Raw genomic sequence first — 23199 nt, 5'->3', positions numbered from 1 at the left:
CCGATCCACGACTGATCGCTTCAGCAGCTTTGAACGTCGCCGGCGCCGCCATAGGCTGTCCAGCCGCCATCCACCGGCACCACGGCGCCCGTCATGTAACTCGCCATGTCGGACAACAGGAACGCGGCGACATTGGCGATTTCTTCGGGCTCGCCAAGCCGCGCCATGGGCGTCCGGCGCGCGATCCGGTCCGTATCGAACGCGCCGTCCTTCACAAGGCGATCGACCATCGGCGTCAGGATGTAGCCGGGCGCGATCGCGTTGACCCGAATGCCATGATGGCCCCATTCGGACGCCAGGTTGCGGGTCATGTGGGCGACGGCGGCCTTGGCCGGGCTGTAGGCGGGGCGCCGCGGAATTCCGCCAAGGCCGACCACCGACGAGATATTGACGATTGCGCCATGCCCTTGAGGGATCATGACCCGGCCCGCCGCGCGGCATATGAGGAAGGTGCCGCGCACGTTGATGTCGAGAATGCGCTGCCATCCGTCGATATCGGTCTCCACCACCGACCGCACATTGTCACTGACGCCGGCGCTGTGGAATAGCGCGTCAAGACCGCCGCAAACGCGCTGCACCGTCGCGATCATGGCATCGCAATCCGCTTCCGAGGTCACGTCGCCGGCCACGCTGGCCGCCGCGCCGATCCCGTCGGCCACCGCATCGAGCATTCCGGCGTCCCGGTCGGCCAGCACCACCTCCGCGCCAAGCGCACGGAAGATTTTCGCGCCCGCAAGGCCGATCCCGCTGGCGCCTCCGGTTACCAGAATGCGCTTGTTCTCAAGGGTCAAAGCCGACACCACAAGATCCTCTCCCTGGAGGACCGGGCCGGGCGCGGCTCCGCAAAGCCTTTCCCGGCCCGTCCCGTCTCCTCTGTCAAGCGGCGATCTTCATGGCATCGCGGCCCTTGAGCTGCAGCATCGCCCGGGCTTCGTCCGGCGTCGCCACCTCAAGCGACATGGCTTCCAATATGGTGCGGATGCGCTGGACCTGAACGGCGTTGCTGGTGGCGAATTTGCCGGGACCGTCCCAAAGCGAGTCTTCGAGACCGACCCGGACATTGCCGCCAATGGAGGCGGCGTGCGTGGCGATCGGAATCTGGTTCCGGCCCACGCCGAGAACGGACCATGTATAGGCATTGCCGAACAGGCGATCCGCCGTCCGGCGCATGGTGATGACATCTTCGTAATGCGTGCCGATGCCGCCCCGCGCGCCGAAGACGGTCTGGATGAAGATCGGCGGCTTCAGCAGGCCCTGCTCAAGGAAGAAGAGCGCATTATAGAGATGCGAGACATCATAGCATTCGATCTCGAAGCGCGTGCCGGTCTCGCTGCAGGCGCGCAGGATGCCGGCGATATCGCGGAAGCTGTTCTTGAAGACATAATTGTCGGAATTGCGGAGATACGGTTCCTCCCAGTCATGCTTGAAGTCCTTGAACCGCTTCAGCATGTCGAACAGGCCGAAGTTCATCGATCCCATGTTGAGGGATGCGATCTCCGGCTGGAACTCCAGGCAGGGCCGCAGCCGATCCTCAAGCGACAGGATGGGAGAGCCGCCCGTCGTGATGTTGATCACCACGTCGCATGCATCGACGATCCGGGGCAGGAACTGGCGATAGATGTCGACGTCCTGGCTTGGTTCGCCGGTTTCCGGGTTGCGCGCGTGGAGATGGACCACGGACGCGCCGGCCGCCGCGGCCTCGATCGCCTGGGTGGCGATTTCATCCGGCGTCACCGGCAGGTGCGGCGACATGGAAGGGGTGTGAATCGAACCGGTAATCGCGCAGGTAATGATAACCTTCTGTGGCATCCGACATCTCCAGGGGACGATAGGTGGTACAATCTGTCTTCGAACGGCGATCCATCCTGCGTGACGCGCGGTCCAGGGTCGGTCGCGCGCCTTGATTTGATCAGCCTCGTTTATGTTTTCCATCACCATTCTCGATGCCTGCTTCACCGTATGACGTCGTAAGTCATAGGGAGCGGTGCAGGGGCATCGATCAGGAGGCTTGTTTAGCGGGCGGCGGCCAGCTTGAGGTGATTGTAAGTTCGAGGGAGCTATGCATTTCAGGCATCGATTGGGATTTCACCGCGAATGTCGAATGCATGCCGGCCAGGCCAAGGCAGCATGATCGGAACTGAAGGGGGCGGCAAGACCCCAACATAAGCGAGAGGGAACAGGATGAAGTTGCATCATATCAGGGATGTTTCCGCCGTGGCGGAGACAGGAAGCCTGAGGGCGGCGGGCCGGCTGCTCGGCATCACGCAGCCCGCCATATCGAGAAGTATCAGAGACATTGAAAACGATCTGGGCGCGCCGCTTTTCGAGCGGCATGTGAACGGCGTCCGCCTGACGCCGATCGGCCACGCATTTCTGAAACGCGCCGAAGTCATCCAGTCAGAGATGCGGCGCGCACGCGACGAGGTCGATCAGCTCAAGGGCAATTTCGTCGGACAGGCGTCGATGGCCATGTCTCCGGGAGCGGCCATCGCGCTTACCTCGCGGATATTGCGGAGCTTCCGCCGGAAATATCCGAAAGCTCTGCTGCGCATGCGCCAGGATTTCTTCCAGCCGGTGGAACGCAGCATCAAATCCGGCGAGATCGATTTTTACCTGGGGGCCTACGACCATGAACTGTCGTCCACCTCGCTCTCGGTGGAACGGATCGCAGACAATCAACGGGTGATTATCGCCCGCGCCGGTCATCCGCTCGGCAATGCAAGGAGCATCAGGGAACTGCGTTCGGCTCAGTGGATCAGGCCATCACTCGCGAACCGGCCGGATGAAACGGCGTTCGAGGAGATTTTTGAGCGCGCAGGTCTGCCGCGGCCCGAAATCGTCCTGCATACCACGTCCACGGTGATGACGATGCTGGCGATCGCCGACAGCGATCTCTTGAGCTTCCTGCCCATGCAATGGCTGGAATCGCCGCTGATCAAATCCTTCGTTCAGCCGATTCCGGTCGCGGACGTCGCATTGGCCTGCCCTCCGCTCTGCATCGTGCGGCGCAGCGACCTGCCGCTGACGCCGGTGGCTCAGCATCTCTACGATCTCGCGCGCAATGCGGCCATGAACTATTCCATGGACAGGAAAGTGCCGATGGCGCCGATGGCGTTGTCGGTACCCGATCCGATCCTCGCGGAATGACGGCGGCGGCGGCGGTCGTTCCTGAGGACCGCCGCCGCTTTGCCTTGCTTTCGCGGCCAGGCCGCCGGCTCAGCGGATGCCGATGATTTCGGGGCCTGCCGGGCCGCTCGGCGGCCGAAGCTTGAGCTGCCGTTCGTCTTCTCCAGCCAGCAGGCGCTCGTACAGCGCATCGGGATCGAAGGGTACGCCGATGGGGTTGACGGCAAAGGCTTCGCTGTAGAAGAACGCCGTCGCCTCTTCCAGGCTGTCGTAATTGTCGACCTGGAATTCGACCTGGTTTCCGTCGGGGTCCGAATAGTAGAGCGATGTGGTCGGGCCATGATTGACCGACCATTTCGGCACAATCCCCTTTTCGCGGAGGCGGACATAATTGCCCAGCAGTTCGTGCAGCGACTTGTAGGAATAAGCGATATGCTGAAGGCCGACGACACCGTCCGGCTGTTCGGCCAATCCCTCCACGTTGAGGATCGCGACGCGATGATGTTCTTCGTCATAGGTGAGGAAGACCAGCATTTCCGTTTCGAAAGCGGCGTGCGCGTTCAGGGCGGTCTTGTACCAGTCGGACATCGCCTTGATCTGCGATGTACGGAAAACAACGTGCGCGAAGTGCGTGGGCGATACCACCGGCTGATGTTTTATATCTTCGATCGCGGCAGCGATGGCGGGCATTGGCATGGTTCACCTCCAGAAATTGGAACAAGGTTCCCATGCGCCCCCCGGGTGGGCAAGATTTCAAATTTCGCGCGATGATAACTGCCATGCAGCGCCCACCCTATGCGCCTAACCGGACGATCTTCGGCGTCGGGCCCGATAAGCAGCGTGCATCGCAATGATACACATCTCATCTCGGAAAGGGGCGGCATCGCGATAGTGTCCGGCCATCAGAAGCACGGTTAGCCGGCAACACTCAGGAGAGATCTTACATGACTGTCAGTGAATCCCGCGACGGCGAGCAATATCAGGTGATCATCGCCGGCGGCGGTTCAGTCGGAATGACCATGGCGCTCGAACTGGCCCATCGGGGCCTGCGGGTGCTGATGTGCGAAGCAAGTCCCGAAGGGCATTATCACACGGCGAAGACGAATCTGTCGAACGCGCGGACCATGGAGCATTTCCGGCGGCTCGGCGTGGCCGAGCGGCTGCGCGCCAACGATCCGGTACCCGCCAAATATCATCGCGACGTAACATTCGTCACCCGGGCGAACGGCCAGGTCCTGCTCAACATCGAAGGGGCCTGTGAGTGGAAGGAGCGCTTGCCCATCTCCGCGGAAGTGCCGGAATGGGCCCCGAACCAGGCGATCGAGAAGACGCTGCACGAATGCCTGCTCGAAAAGCCGACGGTCACCGCGCTGTTCGAGACGGAGGTCATCGACTTCTCGCAGGACGAAGGCGGAGTCTCCGTGCGCTACAACGGTCCGAACGGGCCAAGGACCGCGACGGCCGAATATCTTGTGCTGTGCGACGGCGCCCGGTCGAGGCTGCGGACCAAGCTCAACGCGGCCCTGTGCGGCGAGACGCTGGCCCAAAGCATGTCCTGGCACTTCCGGGCGCCGGAACTGACCCATCTGTTCGAAAAGACGCGACTGTCCTCCTTCACCTTTTTCCTCAACGAGGACGGCTATGCCGACGTCGTGCTGCCGCAAAGCGAGAATGACCATTGGGTCTATCTTTCCTCTCCGATTCCCCCGGGCATCGATCCGCTGAGCTTCGACGACTTTTCGAAGATGCTCTTCGCGAGCATCGGAACCGAATTTGAAATCACCGAGGCGACCGGCCGCGCATGGTCCAGCCACTCGCGCATGTTGCCGACCTATAATTTCGGCCGCGTGCTGGTGGCCGGCGATGCCGCCCACCTGACCTCGCCTTTCGGCGGGTTCGGCATGAACATGGGCATCGGCGACGCGGCGGACCTGGGCTGGAAGCTGGCGGCCGTGCTTCAGGGATGGGGCGGTCCGATGCTGCTGGGCACCTATTCTCTTGAGCGCAGGGAGGTGGAGCGCTTCATCATCGACGGGTCGGCCTATAATCAAAAGCTTCTCGGAAGCGAGTTGATCCGGCCTCATATGGAGGAGGATTCCGAGCGTGGCGAGGCGGCCCGAAAGGAAGTCTGCGAGCTGCTGGTCGCCGAGAAGATGCAGGAATTCCGAAGCCTCGGCGCCCAGCTTGGCTATCATTATTATTCATCGCCCATTATCGTGCGGGACGTTCGCGAGGCGCCGCGCATGGATTATGCGGAATATACGCCGATGGCCGTGCCGGGATGCCGGGCGCCGCACATCTGGCTGGACGACGGCAGCTCGCTCTTCGACCATTTCGGCGATGGTTTCTGCCTTCTGAAGCTTGGTCCGTCCGTATCGACCCGGGCGCTGGAAGAGGCCGCAGCGCGCTATGGCGTTCCCTTCAAGGTCTTCGAACTGGATCGCCAGGATGCGCGCGATCTCTACGAGCGCAGGCTTATCCTCATCCGTCCCGACCAGCATGTCGCGTGGAGAGGCGACGCGCTGCCCGACGATTGCGACTGGCTGATCAACACGGTCCGCGGCGCCCTCAGCTTCGCTTAGCCGGATCGCGCACCCTTCAGGAAGACCCATCACGATGAAGAAGTTCAATCTCACCATCAACGGGGTTTCGCTCGCCTGCATCGAGGCGGGCGAGGGGCCGCTGGTCCTGCTGATGCACGGCACCTTCGCCGGCAAGCAGCTCATGATGCCGCAATTGCTGCACCTCAGCCGGCACTTCCGATGCGTCGCGTTCGACTGGCCGGGCCATGGGGAATCCGGAGCGATCGCCGGGGGATGGACGGTTGAGGACCTCGTCCCCCTCCTGCCGGCCATGATCGAGGCGCTGGGCGAGGACCGCGCATTTCTGTGCGGGGTTTCGCAGGGCGGCGCGGTGTCCATGCGGGCAGCGCTGGCCTATCCGGACAAGGTCCGCGGCCTGGTCAACATGTGCGCGGGCCCGGGCGGGCCGCCGCCGCCCGCCGCGAAGGTGGTGGCCGACTTCGCGGCGCTGCTGGCCGACGAGCCGGACGAAACGACCCGACGGACGGCAGTCGAAGATTTCGTGAGGCGGATGTTCCACGATCCTCAATTCCCGACCCGCGCGCCGGACCGATTCAAAGAAGAAGTCGACCTTATCCTGTCGCATAAGCGCGGCTATGTGAAATATCTTCCGAATGTCCCGCTCACCTACAAGTTGCTGAACGACGAGGAGCTGGCCGCCATCCGATGTCCGACATTGATCGTCTGGGCCGAATTCGAAAATCGCCCGACGCTCGGCGCGCAGCTCGCGTCCGTGATTCCCGACAGCGAATTGGTGATCATCAAGAATGCCGGGCATCATGTGAATGTCGACCAACCGGAGGCGACATCGCTCGCGCTCGAAGGTTTTCTGCGCAAGCATGCCAAGGTCTAGGCCGCCCATTCGCCGGTGAAGCGATCCGCGCAGCGCCCTGGCCCGCCCGGATATGATGACCGGAATGCATCGCGACGAGGTTTTTCTCGTCTCTTCGATGTCCGGTAAAGCGCTAGCCTGTCGGCGCCGGGACAGCGTTCCAGCTTGGGCGGCCTGGGTCCCGATCGATAACCAACGAACAAAAATGGGGAGGAGAATATGGCGCACCGATATTTGACCGCAGGCGTTTGTCTCGCCGCACTTGTAGTCGCGCAACCGCTTTGGGCGCAGCAGGCGCCCGGCTCCGCGACCGCTGACGCGAGCGCGCAGTCCGGAGGACTGGAGGAGATCATCGTGACGGCACAGAAGCGGTCGGAAAGCCTGCAGAAAGTCCCGATCGCCATTGCCGCCGTCACTCCTCAGCAACTTACCAATTCCGGCATACAGAGCACCCAGGGTCTTGCCGCCGCGCTGCCCGGGCTGCAACTGCTGAATATCGGCGGGAACGTGACCCCCTATGTACGCGGCGTGGGCAGCGGTTTCGCTGCCGCCGGTCTGGAAAGCCCGGTCGCTACCTATGTCGATGGCGTCTATTACGCCAATCCGGCCGACGTGAATATGGATCTGTTCGACATCGAGCAGGTATCCGTGATCAAGGGACCGCAAGGCACGCTTTTCGGGCGCAATGCGACAGGCGGCGTCCTTCAGATCACCACCCGGGAACCGAGCGTGACATTCGGCGGCCGCGCCCGGATCGGTTTCGACGAGTATGAAACGCTGAGAGCCGACGGTTTCGTGGCGGGCCCCCTGTCGGAAACGGTTCGGGCAAGCCTTGCCGGAACGTTCAGCCATCAAGGGCAGGGCTGGGGACGCAATGTCTTCACCGGGCACGACACCTACAAGGCGGATCATATCGCCGGCGTGCGCGGAAAGGTGGAGGCCGATCTCAGCGACACGACCGTCATCCGCCTGTCGGCCGACTATTCGGATCGCCACGGGCCCATGGCCATGAACTTCCGCGCGCTGCCGGGAACGGGCATCGCATTTCCCACTCCCCAGCCGACGCGGCCATGGGACACCAAAAGCTATGTCGACGCCCAGAATGACTATAGCGGCGGTGGAGTCTCGGTCACGCTCGGCCAGGACCTTGGCGATCTGAAACTGACGATGATCAGCGCATATCGCAAGTCGAGGAACTTCTTCCGCCTGTCGCCATCGGTGACGACGACCCCCGTTCTGGACATTAATTCCACCGATCATTCCGAGCAGGTGACGCAAGAGATCCAGCTCGCTTCGTCCGACTCCGGGCGTCTGACGTGGCAGACGGGCTTCTATTATTTCTACAACAAGGCCAATCGGAAGCAGGCGCTTTTCTTCCGGCCGGGATTCGCCGCCAACCTCGGTCTGCAGGTCGCGGGCGATCCAGCTGTCGGACCGATGATCTTTCCCTTCGACGGAGAGAATGTCGATGGAACGCAGCGGGTGGATTCGGCTGCGGCCTATGCGCAGGCGACCTACAGGATCACGGATTCGACGCGGTTCACGGCCGGCTTCCGCTACACCTGGCAGTGGACGAAATTCCATGGCACCGATGTCTTTACGCTGCCGGGCGGAGGCGCGGTGACGGTGGCGGATATTGCCGGCGAGAAGAGCAGCTTCAGGAAGCCGACCTGGCGTCTGGCGCTCGATCATGATTTCGCGCCGAACGTCACGGGCTTCGTGTCCTATAATCGCGGCGTGAAGAGCGGCGGGTACAATATCAGTACGCCGATCAATCCCGTGTACCTGCCGGAACAGCTCGACTCCTACGAAGGGGGCCTGAAAAGCGAATTGTTCCAGCGCCGGGTTCGGCTGAATGTTTCCGGCTTCTACTATAATTACAAGAATATCCAGGTTCCGGCGTTCTCGACCGTCCTGATCATCGTCAATGGCGCATCGGCGGAGCTTTACGGCCTCGATGCCGAACTCACGGCGAAGGTGGGCGACAATCTGACGTTGAACGCCGGCGCCAACCTGCTGCATGCCAGGTTCAAGTCCTTTCCGGGGGCGACGTTCACGACGCCTCTGCCGAACGGCCAGCCGAACTCCGGCTTCCCCGGCGACGCGAGCGGGAACACCATTCCCTATTCGCCCAAGCTCACCTATACCTTCGGCGCAACCTACACGATCCCCAGTTCGGTCGGCGAATTCGCGCTCAATGCGACGGACAGCTACAATAGCGGTTTCATGGCGGAAGCGGACAACCGGTTGCGGCAGGACAGCTACCATTTCCTGAACGCCTCCATCGCCTGGACGTCGCCCAGCAAGGCGTTCACGGCGCGTCTCTACATCAACAACATATTGAACAAAGCCGTCGTCAGCCAGTTTTCGACCGTCGCCGGGATTTCCTACATCGGCGACTATACCAATCCGCCGCGTATATTCGGCGGATCGCTGGAATGGAACTTCTGACATGGCCCCGCGAAGGTCATCCAGGCTTATGGACGGTATCAGCCTCAGTGATTTCACGGGATATGGCCAAGCCGCTATGTTCGCTCAACAGCTATAAAGGACTAAGCATGACCGCATATATCATCGGCTGGTCGCACTCGAAATTCGGAAATCTTGCCAATGAGACGATCGAGAGTCTGATTGTCGAGGCTGGGGCCAGCGCGATCGCCGATGCAGGTCTGGAGCCCGGCGACATCGACGCGATTTTCGTCGGGACCATGAATGCCGGCATGACGCGGCAGGAGTTCGTATCCTCGCTGCCACTGGCCATCAGCGACGATCTCCGCTTCAAGCCTGCGACGCGGGTCGAGAATGCCTGCGCGACCGGCAGCGCCGCGGTCTATCAGGCCCGGAATGCGATCGCGGCAGGCGCGGCGCGGCGCGTGCTGGTGATCGGGGCGGAAAAGATGACAGAGCTCGGCAGCGCGGCGGTCGGCGATTGCCTGATCAAGGCATCCTATCTGCCGGAGGAAGGCGAAACGCAGGGCGGCTTCGCCGGTGTGTTCGCGGGCATCACGGACGCCTATTTCCAGCGCTACGGCGACAAGTCGGACGTGCTTGCCCGCATCGCCGCCAAGAACCACCGCAACGGCGTCGCCAATCCCTACGCCCATGTGCGGAAGGATCTTGGCTATGAATTCTGTCGCGGCAACGACAAGAACCCGCTCGTTGCGGGCCGTCTGCGGCGGACCGATTGCTCCATGATCTCCGACGGAGCCGCCGCGCTGGTGCTGGCCGACGCCGATACGGCCGCCGCCGCGGCGAAGGCGATCGCGTTTCGGAGCGCCGTGCACGTCAGCGATTTCCTGCCCGTGTCCAGACGGGACATCATCGCCATGCCCGGACCGAGCCGTGCCTGGCGGCAGGCGCTGGCCGATGCGGGCGTCGGCCTTGACGATCTCAGCCTGGTCGAGACGCATGATTGCTTCACCACGGCCGAACTGCTCGCCTATGAGGCCATGGGGCTCACTCCCCAGGGACAGGGCGAGCGGGCGATCCTGGAAGGCTGGACCGAAAAGGACGGCAAGCTGCCCGTCAATCCCTCAGGCGGCCTGAAGGCCAAGGGCCACCCGATCGGCGCGACGGGCGTATCCATGCATGTCCTGGCGGCCATGCAGTTGCAGGGCGAGGCGGGCGATTTCCAGCTTCCCGGCGCCGACCTCGTCGGGCTGTTCAACATGGGCGGCTCGGCGGTCGTCAACTATGTCAGCATCCTGGAAGCGCGGAAGTAGTCGTCACGCATCCGCGCAAACGGCTTCTCAGTTGGCATCCTTCCGGGCTTCCGACCTCTGGGTTGGGGCGTCGGCTCACGGCCAAAACCACGCTTGCACCCTTTCGGCGCGCGCGCCATGATCGAATGCCTATTCGGCGGCCCACCGTTCGCGCCCAGGCCTTCCAGCATGGGAATCGCGGCGGGGTGCGCTGAAGGGATTTCGATCGGGACCTGAACCGCCAGCAACAGGATTCCGGCTGGAGGGGATAGGATGGAGCTGACCCAGTTCGACATCAACCTGCTACGCGCCCTGGATGTGCTGTTGCAGGAGAAAAGCGTGACGCGGGCGGCCCGCAGGCTCTTCGTGACCCAGCCGGCGGCGAGCGGGTCCCTGCAGCGGCTGCGGGAGATTTTCCAGGATCCGCTGCTTATTCGCGTCGGCCGTGGGATGGAACTGACGCCGCAGGGGCAGGCGTTGGTCGATCCGGTCCATGAGGCGATCCTGGTCATTGAGCGGCTGCTGCAGGTCGGCCCCAGCTTCCATCCACGGACGTCGCAGCGCACGTTCCGCTTCGCCATGTCGGATTATTGCACCCATACGATCCTGCCGGGCCTGATGCAGCGGATCAGCATCGAGGCGCCCAATGTCAGGATTGCGGTGGCTGAGCGGTTCACCAAGGATTTCGATCCGCTTCAACTTGGCGACCTCGACATGCAGATCACCCTCGACGATCAGAGGGTCTTCGCCGATGATGACCAGTTTCAGGCGATGAACCGGATGCCGCTGATCGAGGACCGTTTCGTCTGCGTCGTCTCCGCCGATCATCCGGTGTCGTCGCCGTTGACGCTGGCCGAATATACGCGCTTTCCCCATGCAAGCTCCAACCATGACATTCCCACCGTGCCCGATGTCGCTCATCGGCTCGCGGGGGTCGCCACCCATGACCGCGTCATGATCGGCAGCTTCACCAGCCAGCTTTTCCAGCTCCCCGGAACCGACATGATCGCCATCGCGCCCTATGAATTGGCGGCGATGCTCGCGCCGATGCTCCATCTGCGCATCATGGAGCCGCCATTCGCCGTCGATCCGATCACGGAGGCGGCATTCTGGCATGCTCGCAACAACAGCGATCCGGGCCATGTCTGGTTGCGGGGGCTGCTCCAGGAAATCAGCGCGGACATCCGCAGCAGGCGAGAAGCGAGGCAGCGGGAAACGCCAGGCGCTGCCGCGTCAGGAGATCGCGGTCGCTTGAAACGCCTCTAGCCGCCACTGTCCGTCCTGCTGGACCCAGACCTGCAGGACCTGGGCGCGCAACGAGACGGTCTGGTCGTTCGCCCGTATCTGAATCACACTGTCCATCGAACCCGTCATGACCGCGACCGTGCCGAAGAGCCGAACGGCCAGCTTGTCCCGCCTTATGTCGAGGAAGAAGACATCTTCCCTGACGAAGCGCAGATACTCTTCCAGTGTCTCGCTATGTCCTGGCGTATGCGTGTGGGACAAGGTGGGCGACAGAAGCCGGGTCAGCGCGTCATGGTCGCGCGTCACCAACGCTTCGCGCCGGCGACGCTCGGCGTCATATACCGCCTGCACCTCTGCATCGTTCGTATCGGACATCATTGCCTTCATGCACCATGGGTTCTGAAATGCCGGCACTCTATTGGAACATGGAACGGCGGGCCAATCGGCGGCGCTGATAGGCATTATCAGTTACCGCGATACAAGCGGTGTCCTATCGAGGGGAGCGCGGTCGATCCGAGTTGCCGCGCGGCCGACAGATCCATCATCGATATTTATGTGCTGCATCATCCACAGCGATTTTGTGGCTTGGCCAAGGCCATTTAAGCGTTGGCGGTAACAGGCGGGGCTGGCGCCGTCCGGTCCCGGCGACACCCGGTCCCGTCACGGGCCGTCAGGACCGTCGGGATTCGCCCGGTTTGCCGCTGATGAAGCGGACAGGAAGCGAACGAATTGGGGAGGAATAAAGGCGATGGATCTGCAGGGATTGCCCGCTATCGTGACCGGGGGCGCATCGGGGCTTGGCCTGGCGACGGCGCGAATGCTCCGGGAGCAGGGGACCAAAGTCGCGATCTTCGACCTCAAGGAAGATCAAGGTGTCTCCCGAGCCGCTGAGATCGGCGCGTCTTTCCATCAGGTCGATGTATCCGACGATCTCAGCGTCGCGCGGGTAATGGAGGCGGCGGCGGCCCGGGACGGTACCGCGCGCCTGCTGGTAAATTGTGCGGGCGTGGCGCTTCCGGCGCGCACGGTGGACCGGGACGGGCTGGCGCACGACTTGGATCGGTTCCGCAGGACCATCGACGTCAACCTTGTCGGCACGTTCAACACAAGTTCGAAATTCGCAGCGCGCCTGGTCGCGGCCGACATTGCCGATGAGGACAAGGGACTCATCGTCAACACGGCGTCCATCGCCGCGTTCGACGGGCAGATCGGGACGGCGGCCTATACCGCGTCCAAGGCGGGCGTCGCAGGCATGACCCTATCGCTGGCGCGCGATCTGGCGGAGCATCGCATCCGCGTCGTGTCCATCGCTCCCGGCGTATTTCTGACCCCGATGGTGGAGGGTTTCAGTCCGCAGGTACAGAGCAGCCTTGCGGCACAGGTGCCCCATCCGCGCCGCCTGGGCCAGCCGAGGGAATATGCGCAATTCGTGCTCGCGATCGCGAGCAACCCCATGCTGAACGGAGAGACGGTCCGCCTCGACGGCGCGGTACGCCTCGGTCCCCGCTGAACCGGGACCGGCCAACGCGGCGGCCCGACCGAACCGCGCCAGCATCATCATCGGGAGAATATTCATGCCGGGAAGCAGCCAGGGAAAAGCTCTGACAGTGTGCGTCGAAGATGGCGAAGCCCGGCTCTTCATGACCGACGTCGCTTTGCCGCCGCTCGCCGCGCATGAAGTGCGGGTGCGAACAGCGGCCGTCGCGCTGAACTATCGCGATATTGCCATGATCTCGGGAAAGTCGATCGATCGACCGGGCCGGGCCTATATCCCGTTCTCGGATGCCTGCGGGATCGTGGAGGCGGTCGGCGACGGCGTCACGCGATGGCGGCCGGGGGATCGCGTCTGCTCGCTCTTTTTCCCGGAATGGATCGCTGGCGCACTCTCTCCTGAAAGCCGCCGCCCGCTTGGGGCCGCGCGTGACGGCGTTGGGCAGACGATGTTCACGGCGGCCGAGCAGGCGCTGGTTGCGGCTCCATCGCATCTTTCGGCGGCAGAGGCGGCAACCTTGCCCTGTGCGGCCTTGACGGCCTGGAACGCCGTCATGCACTCCGGCGCGGCGAAGCCGGGATCGGTCGTGCTCGTCCAGGGCACGGGAGGCGTCTCCCTCTTCGCCCTGCAATTCGCGAAGATGGCTGGCGCGGCGGTTCTGGCGACCAGTTCGTCCGACGCCAAATTGCAGCAGATGCGTGCGCTGGGCGCCGATGGCGGCATCAACTATCGAGACGATCCCCAATGGAGCGCCCCTGCGCTTTCGATGACGGACGGCCGCGGCGTAGACCTCGTCGTGGAGGTCGGCGGAGCCGGCACGTTTACGGAGAGCCTGAAGGCCATTCGGCTGGGCGGCGCGATTTCCGTGGTCGGCATGTTGAGCGGCGCGGTCGAGCCGATCGATGTGCGGCACATCTATGGCAGGAATGCCCGAATTCGCGGCGTCACGGTCGGTTCGCGAGAGATGTTCGAGGCGATGAACCGTGCGCTTGTTCAGCACGAGATCCATCCCGTCGTCGGCCGCGTCCTGCCTTGGGAGGAGGCCGGCGCGGCGATGGAGGCCCTGCAACGGGGAGATGTCGTCGGAAAGATCGTGCTGGATTTCGGCCTGGCGTGAATTACGAAAGATGCTGTTGGTTCAACGAACCGGCGGCATATCTCAGGATGAAACAACACCGGTATGGCAGCTATTTTGCCTCCAATTGTCCGCGTCGCGGGTCCACGTCTGGGTGACCACTGCATTCATGTCGATCCGCTTGTCGTCTCCCTGAAACGAGACCGTTTGCGACAGACGACCTACTACGATCGCCACATTCCCGAAAACGCGTATGTTGAGATCGCCTCGCTGGATGGAATGGTAACGATATTTGCTGGCCACACCTTGCAGATACTCTTCCTTATCGTCGATTTTCCCGTTTCCGTGCACATGCACGAGATCATCGGCAAGGAGATTGTTAAGGGCAGCCAGGTCCGTTGACACGAGAGCGGCGATCCTCCGATTCTCCAACTCCCGGATGACGTCCTCGACCGAGTGATTCATATGCTCGTCCTTTATGCTTGCCCGGTTCAGAGAAGTGCACTGGCGCCGCGACCGCCGGAAAAGCCCCTCATCGCGGCGTCGATCGCCGCTTCAGCGCATCGAGCTCCGCACGCATGTAGAGGCGTCCGGCGCGCATCACGGCGGCAATGCCGTGAAGGTTTCCAGCCGCCGCCAGTGGATTGGCATTGAGGACGACCAGATCGGCGGCCATCCCCGGCTCCACCGCGCCCATCGTCCGTTCCCGTCCGAGAAAGCGCGCCGCGTCGATCGTCGTCATCTGCAAGATGCGCAAGGGAGGAATGCCGGCTCGCGCGAGCAGGTCGAACTCATGATGCAATGAAGCAGGGGGCAGCCACCCTCCGCCGAAGTCCGTTCCAGCCAGCATCTTGACGCCCGCTTCGTCGAACAGCTTCGTCACCTTCAACTGGAGTTCGAACAGATTCCGAAGCGTCTCCCGGTCGCCCGCGGCCATTCGGCGGCTGAACGCATCACCGACCGAGTTCCAGAGCGCGCGCGATTCCGCGGGCACATATTTATTGTCCGGATTGTCGCGCAGGGATGGGCCGTCGCCTATCTCCATCGCTTCCAGTCGCGCCAGAGTCGGAACCTGCCACATGGTCCCGGCCGCGAGATCGCGGGCGAGCGTGCGGCATTTCGCTTCGTCGAACGTCGCTACCGTCCGCGCGATCAGCCTGATGGCGGGCGGCGGAAGCTGCGCCATGGGATTGGCCAAGAGCCGCTTCCACTCCTCCGGCGCGGCATTCGCCGGAGCCTCCGCCGGTTCCGGTGCCGAAGACAGGATTCGCCGCAACGCGTCCTCGTCGCGCGAGCAACTCAGCAGGACGCTGATGCCTGGGCCAAGATGCTCAACCGACGTCATCCCATGCCCGGCGGCCTCCCTGATCGTGACCGACGGGACAAGATGGCCTGCGATCGGAAGCCCGTTGAGACGCGCTTCGTCAATCGCCGCCAGATAGGCTTCGCGACCGGCATCCGCTATCTTGATGAAATCGGCGCCCTGTTGCTTCTGCCGGCGGACTTCGGCCCGCATCCACTCGGCAGTGGCGCTTGCTCCGGGGATGAGTATCGCACCGGGCATAGCCAACAGGGCCGGGGATTCTGGCGGCAGGATAGGCTTCCCCGATGCACGCGCCGCCAGCAATTCCGGAGAGCCGGCCATCTGGCGGAACCCCGTAATTCCGCTCGCCAGCATGAGCGGCAGGCTCGTCGCGGGACTTGCGCTATTCAGGTTGTGCGCATGCATGTCGTTGTAGCCAGGCACGACAAACCTGCCTGGCAGCGACACGCGGCGTGCTGTGCGAGCGACCTTGAAGCTGTGCGCCGGCGCAACCTTGACGATCCGTTCGCCCTGTATCCACACGGCGCTGTTGGGTCTTGCCGCGCCGGTGCGCGTATCGATGACGGTCACGCCGTCAAGGACCACGCCCTGGCGCACCATGTCCACGGGCGGCGCGGCGGCCAGCGGCGCGGCGGCGACTATCGACAGCAAGGCCGTTGCGAAGGATTTGACTTGGTTTCTCTTATGCACGGACATTTCCCAGCTAGAGCGTTTTCCAAGCAGATGGAATCATCTGCTGACTCGGAAAACACGACAAAACAAAAACTTAGAGCAGTCGAGCCGATGCAATCGGATCGGAATCTGCTCTAGAATTTCACAGCGGCGCGGGCGCCATAAGTGCGCGGCGCGGCGCGGGTCGATACGAGGATGTTGGCGATGGGTTGCGTCGAGGAGAAGACCGGGGTGCGGTTATTCTCGATGTTGCGAACGAACGCAGCGATCGACCAGTTTCCGTTCGCCGGACCGAAGCTCAACTGCGCATTGCTGCGCCAGACGCCCGAGGCGCGCTGTTCGGGGAGATAGAGGAAACCCAGATACCGGGAACTGCGATATTGCGTATCGGCACTGGCGACGAGGTCGAAATCGCCGACATGAATTGTCTGTTGGGCAGCGATGTTCAGCGTCCATTTCGGCGAGTTGAAGCCCGGCTTGCCCGCGCAATCCACATTATAACGGTTCGCCGCGGTATCCAGAGTGGCGATGCAGCCGGTCAATGGCGGCACGCCGCTATTCTGGTTTACGTAGGTGAACGACTTGTTGCGGCTGTCGAGATACTGGACGTCGCCACTGATCAAAGTCGTCGGAGTGGCCAACACCCGCGCCTCCACCTCGATACCGCGAATGCGCGACTGCCCGATATTCTGGGTGATATTGGTGATGCGTCCGGCAAGGTCGGGACGGACGGACGACACCTGCTGGTCCTTATATTCCCACCAGAAACCCTCGATGTTGAGCTGCACCCGGTTGTCGAAAAACCGGTTCTTCGATCCGACCGTATAGGCTGTGATAAATTCGGGATCATATGTCTCGAAACCGGTGGCGGCTGAAAAGCCGCCCGACCGATAGCCGGTTTCGACGCTCGCATAGAGCATCGATTGCTGGGCCAGATCGAACTCGACCGCGCCGCGATATGTCACGCGGCGGTTGGTCAGGCGCTGATCGTCGTTTCGGTCGCCGCGGATGAGGAGAGCCCCTGTGGGCACGCCGCCAACGCGCAGCGGCACCGGCGGTGATCCCGCCGCGGGGAAGGCGAAGGGAAACTGCGCCGGCGTCTCCACAACGGGAAAGAGCGGAGCGTTGGGACAGGTGGGCACGCCCGCGACCCGTAGCTGGCAGACGATCGCGCCTGAGATGCTCGTGCCGGCGAACCGCTTGCGATCCTCGGTATAGCGGATACCGCCGACAAGTCTGACGCGGTCGTTCAGATGGAGTGTCAGCCGGCCGAAGGGCGCGATCGATTCCGTGACGTAGCGCGCGTTGGAGAATGCTGCCGAAGCCGAGGTGCTCAGCGCGACATCGGCAGAGATGTCCTCATGATAGTAAAGCGCGCCTATCGTATAGTCGATGCTGCCGACGCGGTTGCCGGCGAAACGTGCCTCAAGGCTGTATTGCTCATCGGTCTCGCGCTGGAGCGCCCCGAAGGCGCCGCTGGTCGCCAGATAGTCGAGCTTGTTGTAGCGCCATGCAGGGATGACCGAGAGCGTGCCGATTGGCGTTGTCCACTCGATCAGCCCGTTGGCGCCGTAAAACCGATTGTTCTGATAGGGCGCGATGGCCAGCGGGTCCAGCTTGCGGCCTGCGGGGCCGGCGTTGACGGTGACGCGATAGGCCTGCGCCAAAGGCGTGAGCACGCCATCGGAGGCAGGCACGCTCGCCGGCGCAAAGGCGTATCGGCCGGCCAGAGGATTATAGACATAGTGCCCGTCGTAACCGACGCTCGTACCCACGCCGCCCAGATCCGCATGGTCGGCGGCGAGGCGAACGGTCAGGTTGGGCGTCAGGCGTGCCTTCAACTGCACGCGCAATGCGGCAATATCCTCGTCAGATGTTCCATCGCGATTATAGCCATCCCGCTTCGAGCGCATGCCCGATATGCGGAGAGCCCCGTCATCGCCCATGGGTATGTTGACCGCTGCTTCCGCGATGAGGGCATCGTAATTGCCATAGCTCAGGGAGCCATGGCCGGAAAAATCGCCAGGCTTCGGCTGCACGGGGATGACGTTGATCGCGCCGCCCGTCGCGTTGCGGCCGTACAGCGTTCCTTGCGGACCTTTCAACACCTCGACCCGTTCGAGATCGTAGAAAACGCCGACCGTGCCGGTCGGGCGGCCCACATAAACGCCGTCATAGTTGAACGCAGAGGCCGGATCGCTGTTCTGGGTAAGGGTAAAATTGCCGACGCCCCGGATGAAAATCAGATTGCCGGTACTCGTCGGCTGGATGGAGAGCGCAGGAACCTGTTCGTTGAGCCGATCCGCCTGCGTCACGCCGGCCTTCAGCAGCGCGGCGCCGTCGACGACATTTATAGCAACCGCCGCGCGCTGCGAGCTTTCGACCCGGCGCTGGGCGGTTACGATGATTTCTTCCAGACCCGTTCCATTGGCGGTGGATTCCTCCGCCGATGCGGGTTCCTGCACGGCCGACCCCGCCGGCGCGCCTTGCGAGAGGGCGATCCCCGGCATCAAACAAACGGACGCAACGGTCGTCACCAGCCATACACGCATCTTTTCCTCCCGACATTTATCTATGATCTGCCGACATTCACCGGCTTTGTTGTATTATTGAAGATTAGCTATTCAAGGAAACGATGGCGGTTTCTGTCCCATGATAGGCAGCGGGCATCAGGGCCGTCGGTTCGATGAAGCGGATGAAGCAGCCGGCGCCGCGCGTGCGCCAGCCGCAAGTTACGAGCAGCCCTGGGCCGACGGAATCCCTCGACCCTGTTCAGGCCCGGCACGCGGTTCCCGATGGAATCCCGGCCTCGTCAGATCTTGACTGCGTCCAGTCCCACCGGTCCGCTTGCAGGACGCCGTTTGAGTTCCGTCTCGTCCTCACCCGCAAGCATCCGCTGACGCAACATGTCCGGGTCGAACTCGACGCCGATGGGATTGACGTTGAACTCTTCCGTAAAGAAGAACTTCGTCGATTCTTCGACAGTCTCGAAATTCTCGACCTGGAATTCGAGATGATTGCCGTCCGGGTCGCGATAGTAGAGCGAGGTGGTGGGGCCATGATTGATCGCCCATGCAGGCGCGATCCCAAGATCTTTCAGGCGCTGATAATTTTCCAGCAGGTCGTGAAGCGAGTCATAGGTGAAGGCGATATGATGCAGGCCGACATCGGAACCGTCCTGGTCGTGCAGATCGGGAACGGCCACGATCGCGATGCGATGATGCTCTTCATCGTAGGACAGGAAAGACAAGCCCGGATTTTCGTAGGCGGCCGTCGCATGCATCACGAGCTTGTACCAATCCACCATCTCCGTGAAGCGGGACGTGCGGAGAACAAAATGAGCGAGTTTCGAAGGCGGAACAATTTTCGCCGCGATCTCGGATCGGCGTTCATCAAGCATCTGCATTGTCTTCTCCTTAGTCTCTCTTTTCCGTCGGGACGGCCACGCCGCCCATCATTTGTGCGCCTTGTTTCCTTCGGGCGCCGCCCTTCGCCGAACAAACCCGCAGGATTGCGCGCTCCGCATCGCGGGAGTTTAGTCGCCCAAAGCTATAAAACCGATATGGCAGAAACTTGCCGGCGATAGCTGGCACCTATCGGCTGCCTGGCATCCGCACATCCGCAGCAAGCGCAATCAAGGGACCTGAGCGATGCCTGCCACGCATCTCAGGGCGGGATGCGCCATCTGCCCATGCCATGGGGGCGCGCCTATTGGGAGGCTCATGCCGTCCGCTAGGCGAGGCAATAATCCAAGCGATCCGAGAGGTTTGCGCGGTGGCCTATTAATGGAGAGCTTCATGGCCAAAGTCATCATTTCATGCGCAATCACGGGAGGCATCCATACGCCGACCATGTCCGATGCGCTGCCGATTACCCCCGAACAGATCGCTGAGGAGTCGATTGCCGCCGCCGAAGCAGGGGCCGCGATCATCCACCTGCACGCACGTCGGCCCGAGGATGGCCACCCGACCGGCGATCCGGAGGTGTTCGCGCGTTTCCTGCCGGTGATCAAGCAGCGCACCGACGCGGTCATCAACCTTACCACCGGCGGCAGTCTGACCATGCCCGTCCAGGAGCGCATCGCGGCCGCGCTCCGGTTCCAGCCCGAGATATGCTCGCTCAACATGGGGAGCATGAACTTCGCGCTGTTTCCCGTGGCGGGCAAGATCACGGAATGGAAATATCCGTGGGAAAAGGACTATATTGCCAATTCGGACGATTATGTCTTCCGCAACAGCTTCCGTGACATCGCCTATATGTTCGAGACGCTGGGCGGCATGGGCACCAAATATGAGCATGAATGCTATGACCTTTCGCATCTCTACACGCTGGCGCACTTCATCGATCGTGGCCTGATCAAGCCGCCATTCTTCGTCCAGATGGTCTTCGGAATCCTGGGTGGAGTGGGCGCGCACCTCGAAAACCTCGTGTTCATGAAGGAAACCGCGGACCGGCTTTTCGGCAAGGAGAGCTATAAATGGTCGGTGCTGGCGGCGGGCCGCCACCAGATGCCGTTCATAACCCAGGCGGCGCTGCTGGGCGGGCATGTTCGCGTCGGGCTTGAGGACAGTCTTTATATCGGACGTGGCGAACTCGCCGCATCGAACGCCCAGCAGGTCGAGAAGATCAAGCGCATCCTGGCCGAACTCGGCCATGAGCCCGCGACACCCGCCGAAGCGCGCGAAATGCTGGGCCTGAAGGGCGCCGACCGGACGCTCATCTGATCACGCAAGAAGCCGCGGAGGGTGTGACACCCGCGGCGGCCCTCCTCAATTTATCGACCGCCGATCGAATTCGAAGGATCAAGTGCATGGAAGCCGCGAGCAGCCAGTCGCGACGCGACATCGTCAACGCGCTCGAGCATCTCGATACGCGATTATTGTGGCTTTCCTCCTGGATGATTCACAACGCCAATCATCTTCGGCCGAAACGTGATGGCCTGAAGGTCGGCGGCCATCAGGCCAGTTGTTCGTCGATGACCGCGATCATGGCGGCGCTCTACTTCCATGCCCTTCGTCCGCAGGACAAAGTGGCGGTCAAGCCGCATGCGGGGCCGGTACTGCATGCCATCCATTACCTGCTCGGCAACCAGACCCTCGATCGCATGCAGAAATTCCGCGGTCTGGGGGGTGTGCAAAGCTATCCTTCCCGTACCAAGGACACTATCCCCGTCGACTTCTCCACGGGCTCGGTCGGCCTGGGCGTCGCGGTCACGGCTTTCTCTTCACTCGTCCAGGACTATCTTATCGCGCACGGCCAGGTGCGGGAGGAGGATGCGGGTCGCATGATCGCGCTGATGGGCGATGCCGAACTCGACGAGGGCAATATCTACGAATGCCTGATCGAGGGTTACAAGCACGATCTGCGCAACTGCTGGTGGATCGTCGACTATAACCGCCAGTCGCTGGATGCGACCACGGCGGATCGCATGTTCCGGCGCTTCGACGATATCTTCGAGACATGTGGCTGGCGCGTTGTCACGCTAAAGTACGGAAAGATGCAGCAGGCCGCCTTCGCTCAGGCAGGCGGCAAGGCGCTGGAAGAGTGGATCGACAGCTGCCCGAACGCCGAATTCGCTGCGCTGACCTATCAGGGTGGTGCAGCCTGGCGCGAGCGGTTGATGGCCGACATCGGCCAGAAACCGAACGCCCGGAAGCTGCTCGACAGCTATGACGACGAGGCTCTGGCGCGGCTCATGACCAATCTGGGCGGCCATTGCATCGAAACGCTGGTCGACGCATTCGACAGCGCGCAGGACGACCGGCCGACCCTGTTCATCGCCTATACGGTCAAGGGCCACGGGTTGCCGCTCGCGGGCCACAAGGACAATCACTCGGGCATGATGAACCCGGCCCAGATGGAGCAGTTCCGCACCGGCCTGGGCATCAGGGAAGGCGAGGAGTGGGAACCCTGGGGCGGCCTTGGCGACAATGCCGCAACAGAGCTGAAGGCTTTCATCGCCGACAGTCCGATCGCGAAGGTCAAGACGGAACCGCTGGCGCCCGCAATCGCCGTTCCGGCGATCCGCGCGCCCGAGGGTGCCGAACAATCCACCCAGGCCGCTTTCGGACGCATCCTGCTCGACCTCGCCAAATCGGGCGAGGAGCTGGCCGATCGCATTGTCACCACCGCGCCTGACGTCACCCAGACCACCAATCTCGGCGCCTTCGTCAACCAGCGCGGCCTGTTTCGCCGGCAGGAGCTGGCCGACGTGTTCCACAAGGCGAAGATTCCCTCGGCACAGAAATGGGCGCAGCATGCGGCGGGTCAGCATATCGAGCTGGGCATTGCAGAAAACAACTTCTTCCTCATGCTGGCCTCGCTGGGCCTTGCCGCACCGCATTTCGGTACACGGCTGCTGCCGGTCGGCACTGTCTACGACCCGTTCATCGCCCGGGGTCTCGATTCGCTGAACTATGGCTGCTATTCGGACTCCCGCTTCCTCCTGGTGGGCACGCCGTCGGGAATCACGCTGGCAGCGGAAGGCGGCGCGCACCAGTCGATCAACACCCCGCTGATCGGCATGGGTCAGCCCAATCTCACCTATTTCGAGCCGGCCTATGCCGACGAGCTGGCCATGATGATGGCTTATGCCTTCGACCATATGCAGCAGCCTGACGGCAGCTCCGTCTATCTGCGCCTGACGACCCGATCGATCCCGCAGGTCGCACGCGATGACGTCAGCTGGCAAGCCGACCTGTTGAAGGGCGGTTACTGGCTGCGTCGTCCTTCCGAAGGGGCTGAAGCCGCGATTGCCTTCACCGGCGTCGTCGCGCCCGAAGCGTTGGCGGCGTGGGAAAAGCTTGTCGACGACATTCCGGGTCTCGGCCTGCTCAATGTCACCTCACCTGACCTGCTCCATCGCGGCTGGTCGGCCCGTCGCGCCGCGCGCTGGACCGATGAAACGGCCGCGCCCTGCCATGCTGAGACGTTGCTATCCGCGCTGGCACCGGGCGCGGGCCTGGTGACGGTGCTCGACGGATCGCCCGCCGCGCTGTCCTGGCTCGGCGGCGTCAAGGGCATGCGGGTGAGCCCGCTCGGGACCGACCGTTTCGGCCAGACCGGGGACCTGCCCGATCTCTATCACGCCTATCGGCTGGACAGCGACGCCATCATCGAAGCCGCCGCCGAACTTTTCCTGGGAAACTGA

18 protein-coding genes are annotated in these 23199 nt (G+C 62.5%); 10 read left to right on the top strand and 8 right to left on the bottom strand.

What is annotated here, in order from left to right:
• Nucleotides 1–20: 20 nt before the first annotated feature.
• Together TZ53_RS00515 and TZ53_RS00510 are read right to left on the bottom strand one after the other, a co-directional pair.
• Nucleotides 21–800, bottom strand: coding sequence for an SDR family NAD(P)-dependent oxidoreductase (locus tag TZ53_RS00515; protein ID WP_229742397.1), 780 nt, complete (start codon nt 798–800; stop codon nt 21–23).
• 76 nt (nt 801–876) lie between these two features.
• Nucleotides 877–1809 carry a 3-keto-5-aminohexanoate cleavage protein gene (locus tag TZ53_RS00510; protein WP_044660070.1) on the bottom strand — a complete coding sequence of 311 codons (933 nt, stop codon included), beginning with the start codon at nt 1807–1809 and terminating at the stop codon, nt 877–879.
• Between the two features lie 372 nt (nt 1810–2181).
• Here TZ53_RS00510 and TZ53_RS00505 point away from each other — a divergent pair, with 372 nt between their 5' ends.
• On the top strand, nt 2182–3147 hold the full coding sequence (locus tag TZ53_RS00505) for a LysR substrate-binding domain-containing protein (protein WP_052628058.1): 966 nt from the start codon (nt 2182–2184) through the stop codon (nt 3145–3147).
• Between the two features lie 69 nt (nt 3148–3216).
• Here the strand turns inward: TZ53_RS00505 and TZ53_RS00500 are convergent, their stop codons facing one another.
• Nucleotides 3217–3822, bottom strand: coding sequence for a VOC family protein (locus TZ53_RS00500; RefSeq protein WP_083198884.1), 606 nt, complete (start codon nt 3820–3822; stop codon nt 3217–3219).
• 248 nt (nt 3823–4070) lie between these two features.
• Between TZ53_RS00500 and TZ53_RS00495 the strand changes: the two genes are divergently transcribed.
• The 5 genes from TZ53_RS00495 (at nt 4071) to TZ53_RS00475 (ending at nt 11507) form a co-directional block, all read left to right on the top strand.
• Entirely contained in the window at nt 4071–5708 is a 1638-nt protein-coding gene (locus TZ53_RS00495; protein ID WP_052628057.1) for an FAD-dependent monooxygenase, read from the top strand.
• Between the two features lie 34 nt (nt 5709–5742).
• Entirely contained in the window at nt 5743–6561 is an 819-nt protein-coding gene (locus TZ53_RS00490; protein WP_044660069.1) for an alpha/beta fold hydrolase, read from the top strand.
• Between the two features lie 198 nt (nt 6562–6759).
• Nucleotides 6760–8991 carry a TonB-dependent receptor gene (locus TZ53_RS00485; RefSeq protein WP_052628056.1) on the top strand — a complete coding sequence of 744 codons (2232 nt, stop codon included), beginning with the start codon at nt 6760–6762 and terminating at the stop codon, nt 8989–8991.
• Nucleotides 8992–9098: 107 nt separating this feature from the next.
• Nucleotides 9099–10262, top strand: a complete 1164-nt coding sequence (locus TZ53_RS00480; RefSeq protein ID WP_044660068.1) for an acetyl-CoA acetyltransferase — start codon at nt 9099–9101, stop codon at nt 10260–10262.
• 252 nt (nt 10263–10514) lie between these two features.
• Nucleotides 10515–11507 (top strand): LysR family transcriptional regulator, encoded by a 993-nt coding sequence (locus tag TZ53_RS00475; protein ID WP_052628055.1) that lies wholly within the window; start codon nt 10515–10517, stop codon nt 11505–11507.
• Here TZ53_RS00475 and TZ53_RS00470 read toward each other — a convergent pair.
• Nucleotides 11475–11873 carry a nuclear transport factor 2 family protein gene (locus tag TZ53_RS00470; protein ID WP_170825560.1) on the bottom strand — a complete coding sequence of 133 codons (399 nt, stop codon included), beginning with the start codon at nt 11871–11873 and terminating at the stop codon, nt 11475–11477. The genes TZ53_RS00475 and TZ53_RS00470 overlap by 33 nt on opposite strands.
• 361 nt (nt 11874–12234) lie before the next feature.
• On the opposite strand from TZ53_RS00470, the gene TZ53_RS00465 reads away from it, so the two are divergent.
• A complete protein-coding gene (locus TZ53_RS00465; RefSeq protein WP_044660067.1) occupies nt 12235–12996 on the top strand; it encodes an SDR family NAD(P)-dependent oxidoreductase in 762 nt (253 codons plus the stop codon).
• A 64-nt stretch (nt 12997–13060) separates the two neighbouring features.
• A complete protein-coding gene (locus TZ53_RS00460; RefSeq protein WP_130029761.1) occupies nt 13061–14095 on the top strand; it encodes a zinc-dependent alcohol dehydrogenase family protein in 1035 nt (344 codons plus the stop codon).
• 42 nt (nt 14096–14137) lie between these two features.
• On the opposite strand, the gene TZ53_RS00455 is transcribed toward TZ53_RS00460, so the two are convergent.
• From TZ53_RS00455 to TZ53_RS00440, 4 genes are all read right to left on the bottom strand, one after another.
• Nucleotides 14138–14518 (bottom strand): nuclear transport factor 2 family protein, encoded by a 381-nt coding sequence (locus tag TZ53_RS00455; RefSeq protein WP_044660066.1) that lies wholly within the window; start codon nt 14516–14518, stop codon nt 14138–14140.
• A gap of 67 nt (nt 14519–14585) precedes the next feature.
• Nucleotides 14586–16028, bottom strand: coding sequence for an amidohydrolase family protein (locus TZ53_RS00450; protein ID WP_170825561.1), 1443 nt, complete (start codon nt 16026–16028; stop codon nt 14586–14588).
• Between the two features lie 155 nt (nt 16029–16183).
• On the bottom strand, nt 16184–18601 hold the full coding sequence (locus TZ53_RS00445; RefSeq protein WP_044660065.1) for a TonB-dependent receptor: 2418 nt from the start codon (nt 18599–18601) through the stop codon (nt 16184–16186).
• Between the two features lie 260 nt (nt 18602–18861).
• The gene (locus TZ53_RS00440) at nt 18862–19455 is read right to left on the bottom strand and encodes a VOC family protein (RefSeq protein WP_044660064.1); all 594 of its coding nucleotides are present in this window, start codon (nt 19453–19455) and stop codon (nt 18862–18864) included.
• 391 nt (nt 19456–19846) lie between these two features.
• Between TZ53_RS00440 and TZ53_RS00435 the strand changes: the two genes are divergently transcribed.
• Complete coding sequence (locus TZ53_RS00435; protein WP_037483882.1) at nt 19847–20773, top strand: 3-keto-5-aminohexanoate cleavage protein; 927 nt, start codon at nt 19847–19849, stop codon at nt 20771–20773.
• Between the two features lie 86 nt (nt 20774–20859).
• Nucleotides 20860–23199, top strand: coding sequence for a transketolase (locus TZ53_RS00430; RefSeq protein WP_044660063.1), 2340 nt, complete (start codon nt 20860–20862; stop codon nt 23197–23199).

Source organism: Sphingobium sp. YBL2 (genome assembly GCF_000943805.1).
Taxonomy (GTDB): Bacteria; Pseudomonadota; Alphaproteobacteria; order Sphingomonadales; family Sphingomonadaceae; genus Sphingobium; species Sphingobium fuliginis.
This window is presented reverse-complemented; position numbering and strand designations above follow the sequence as displayed.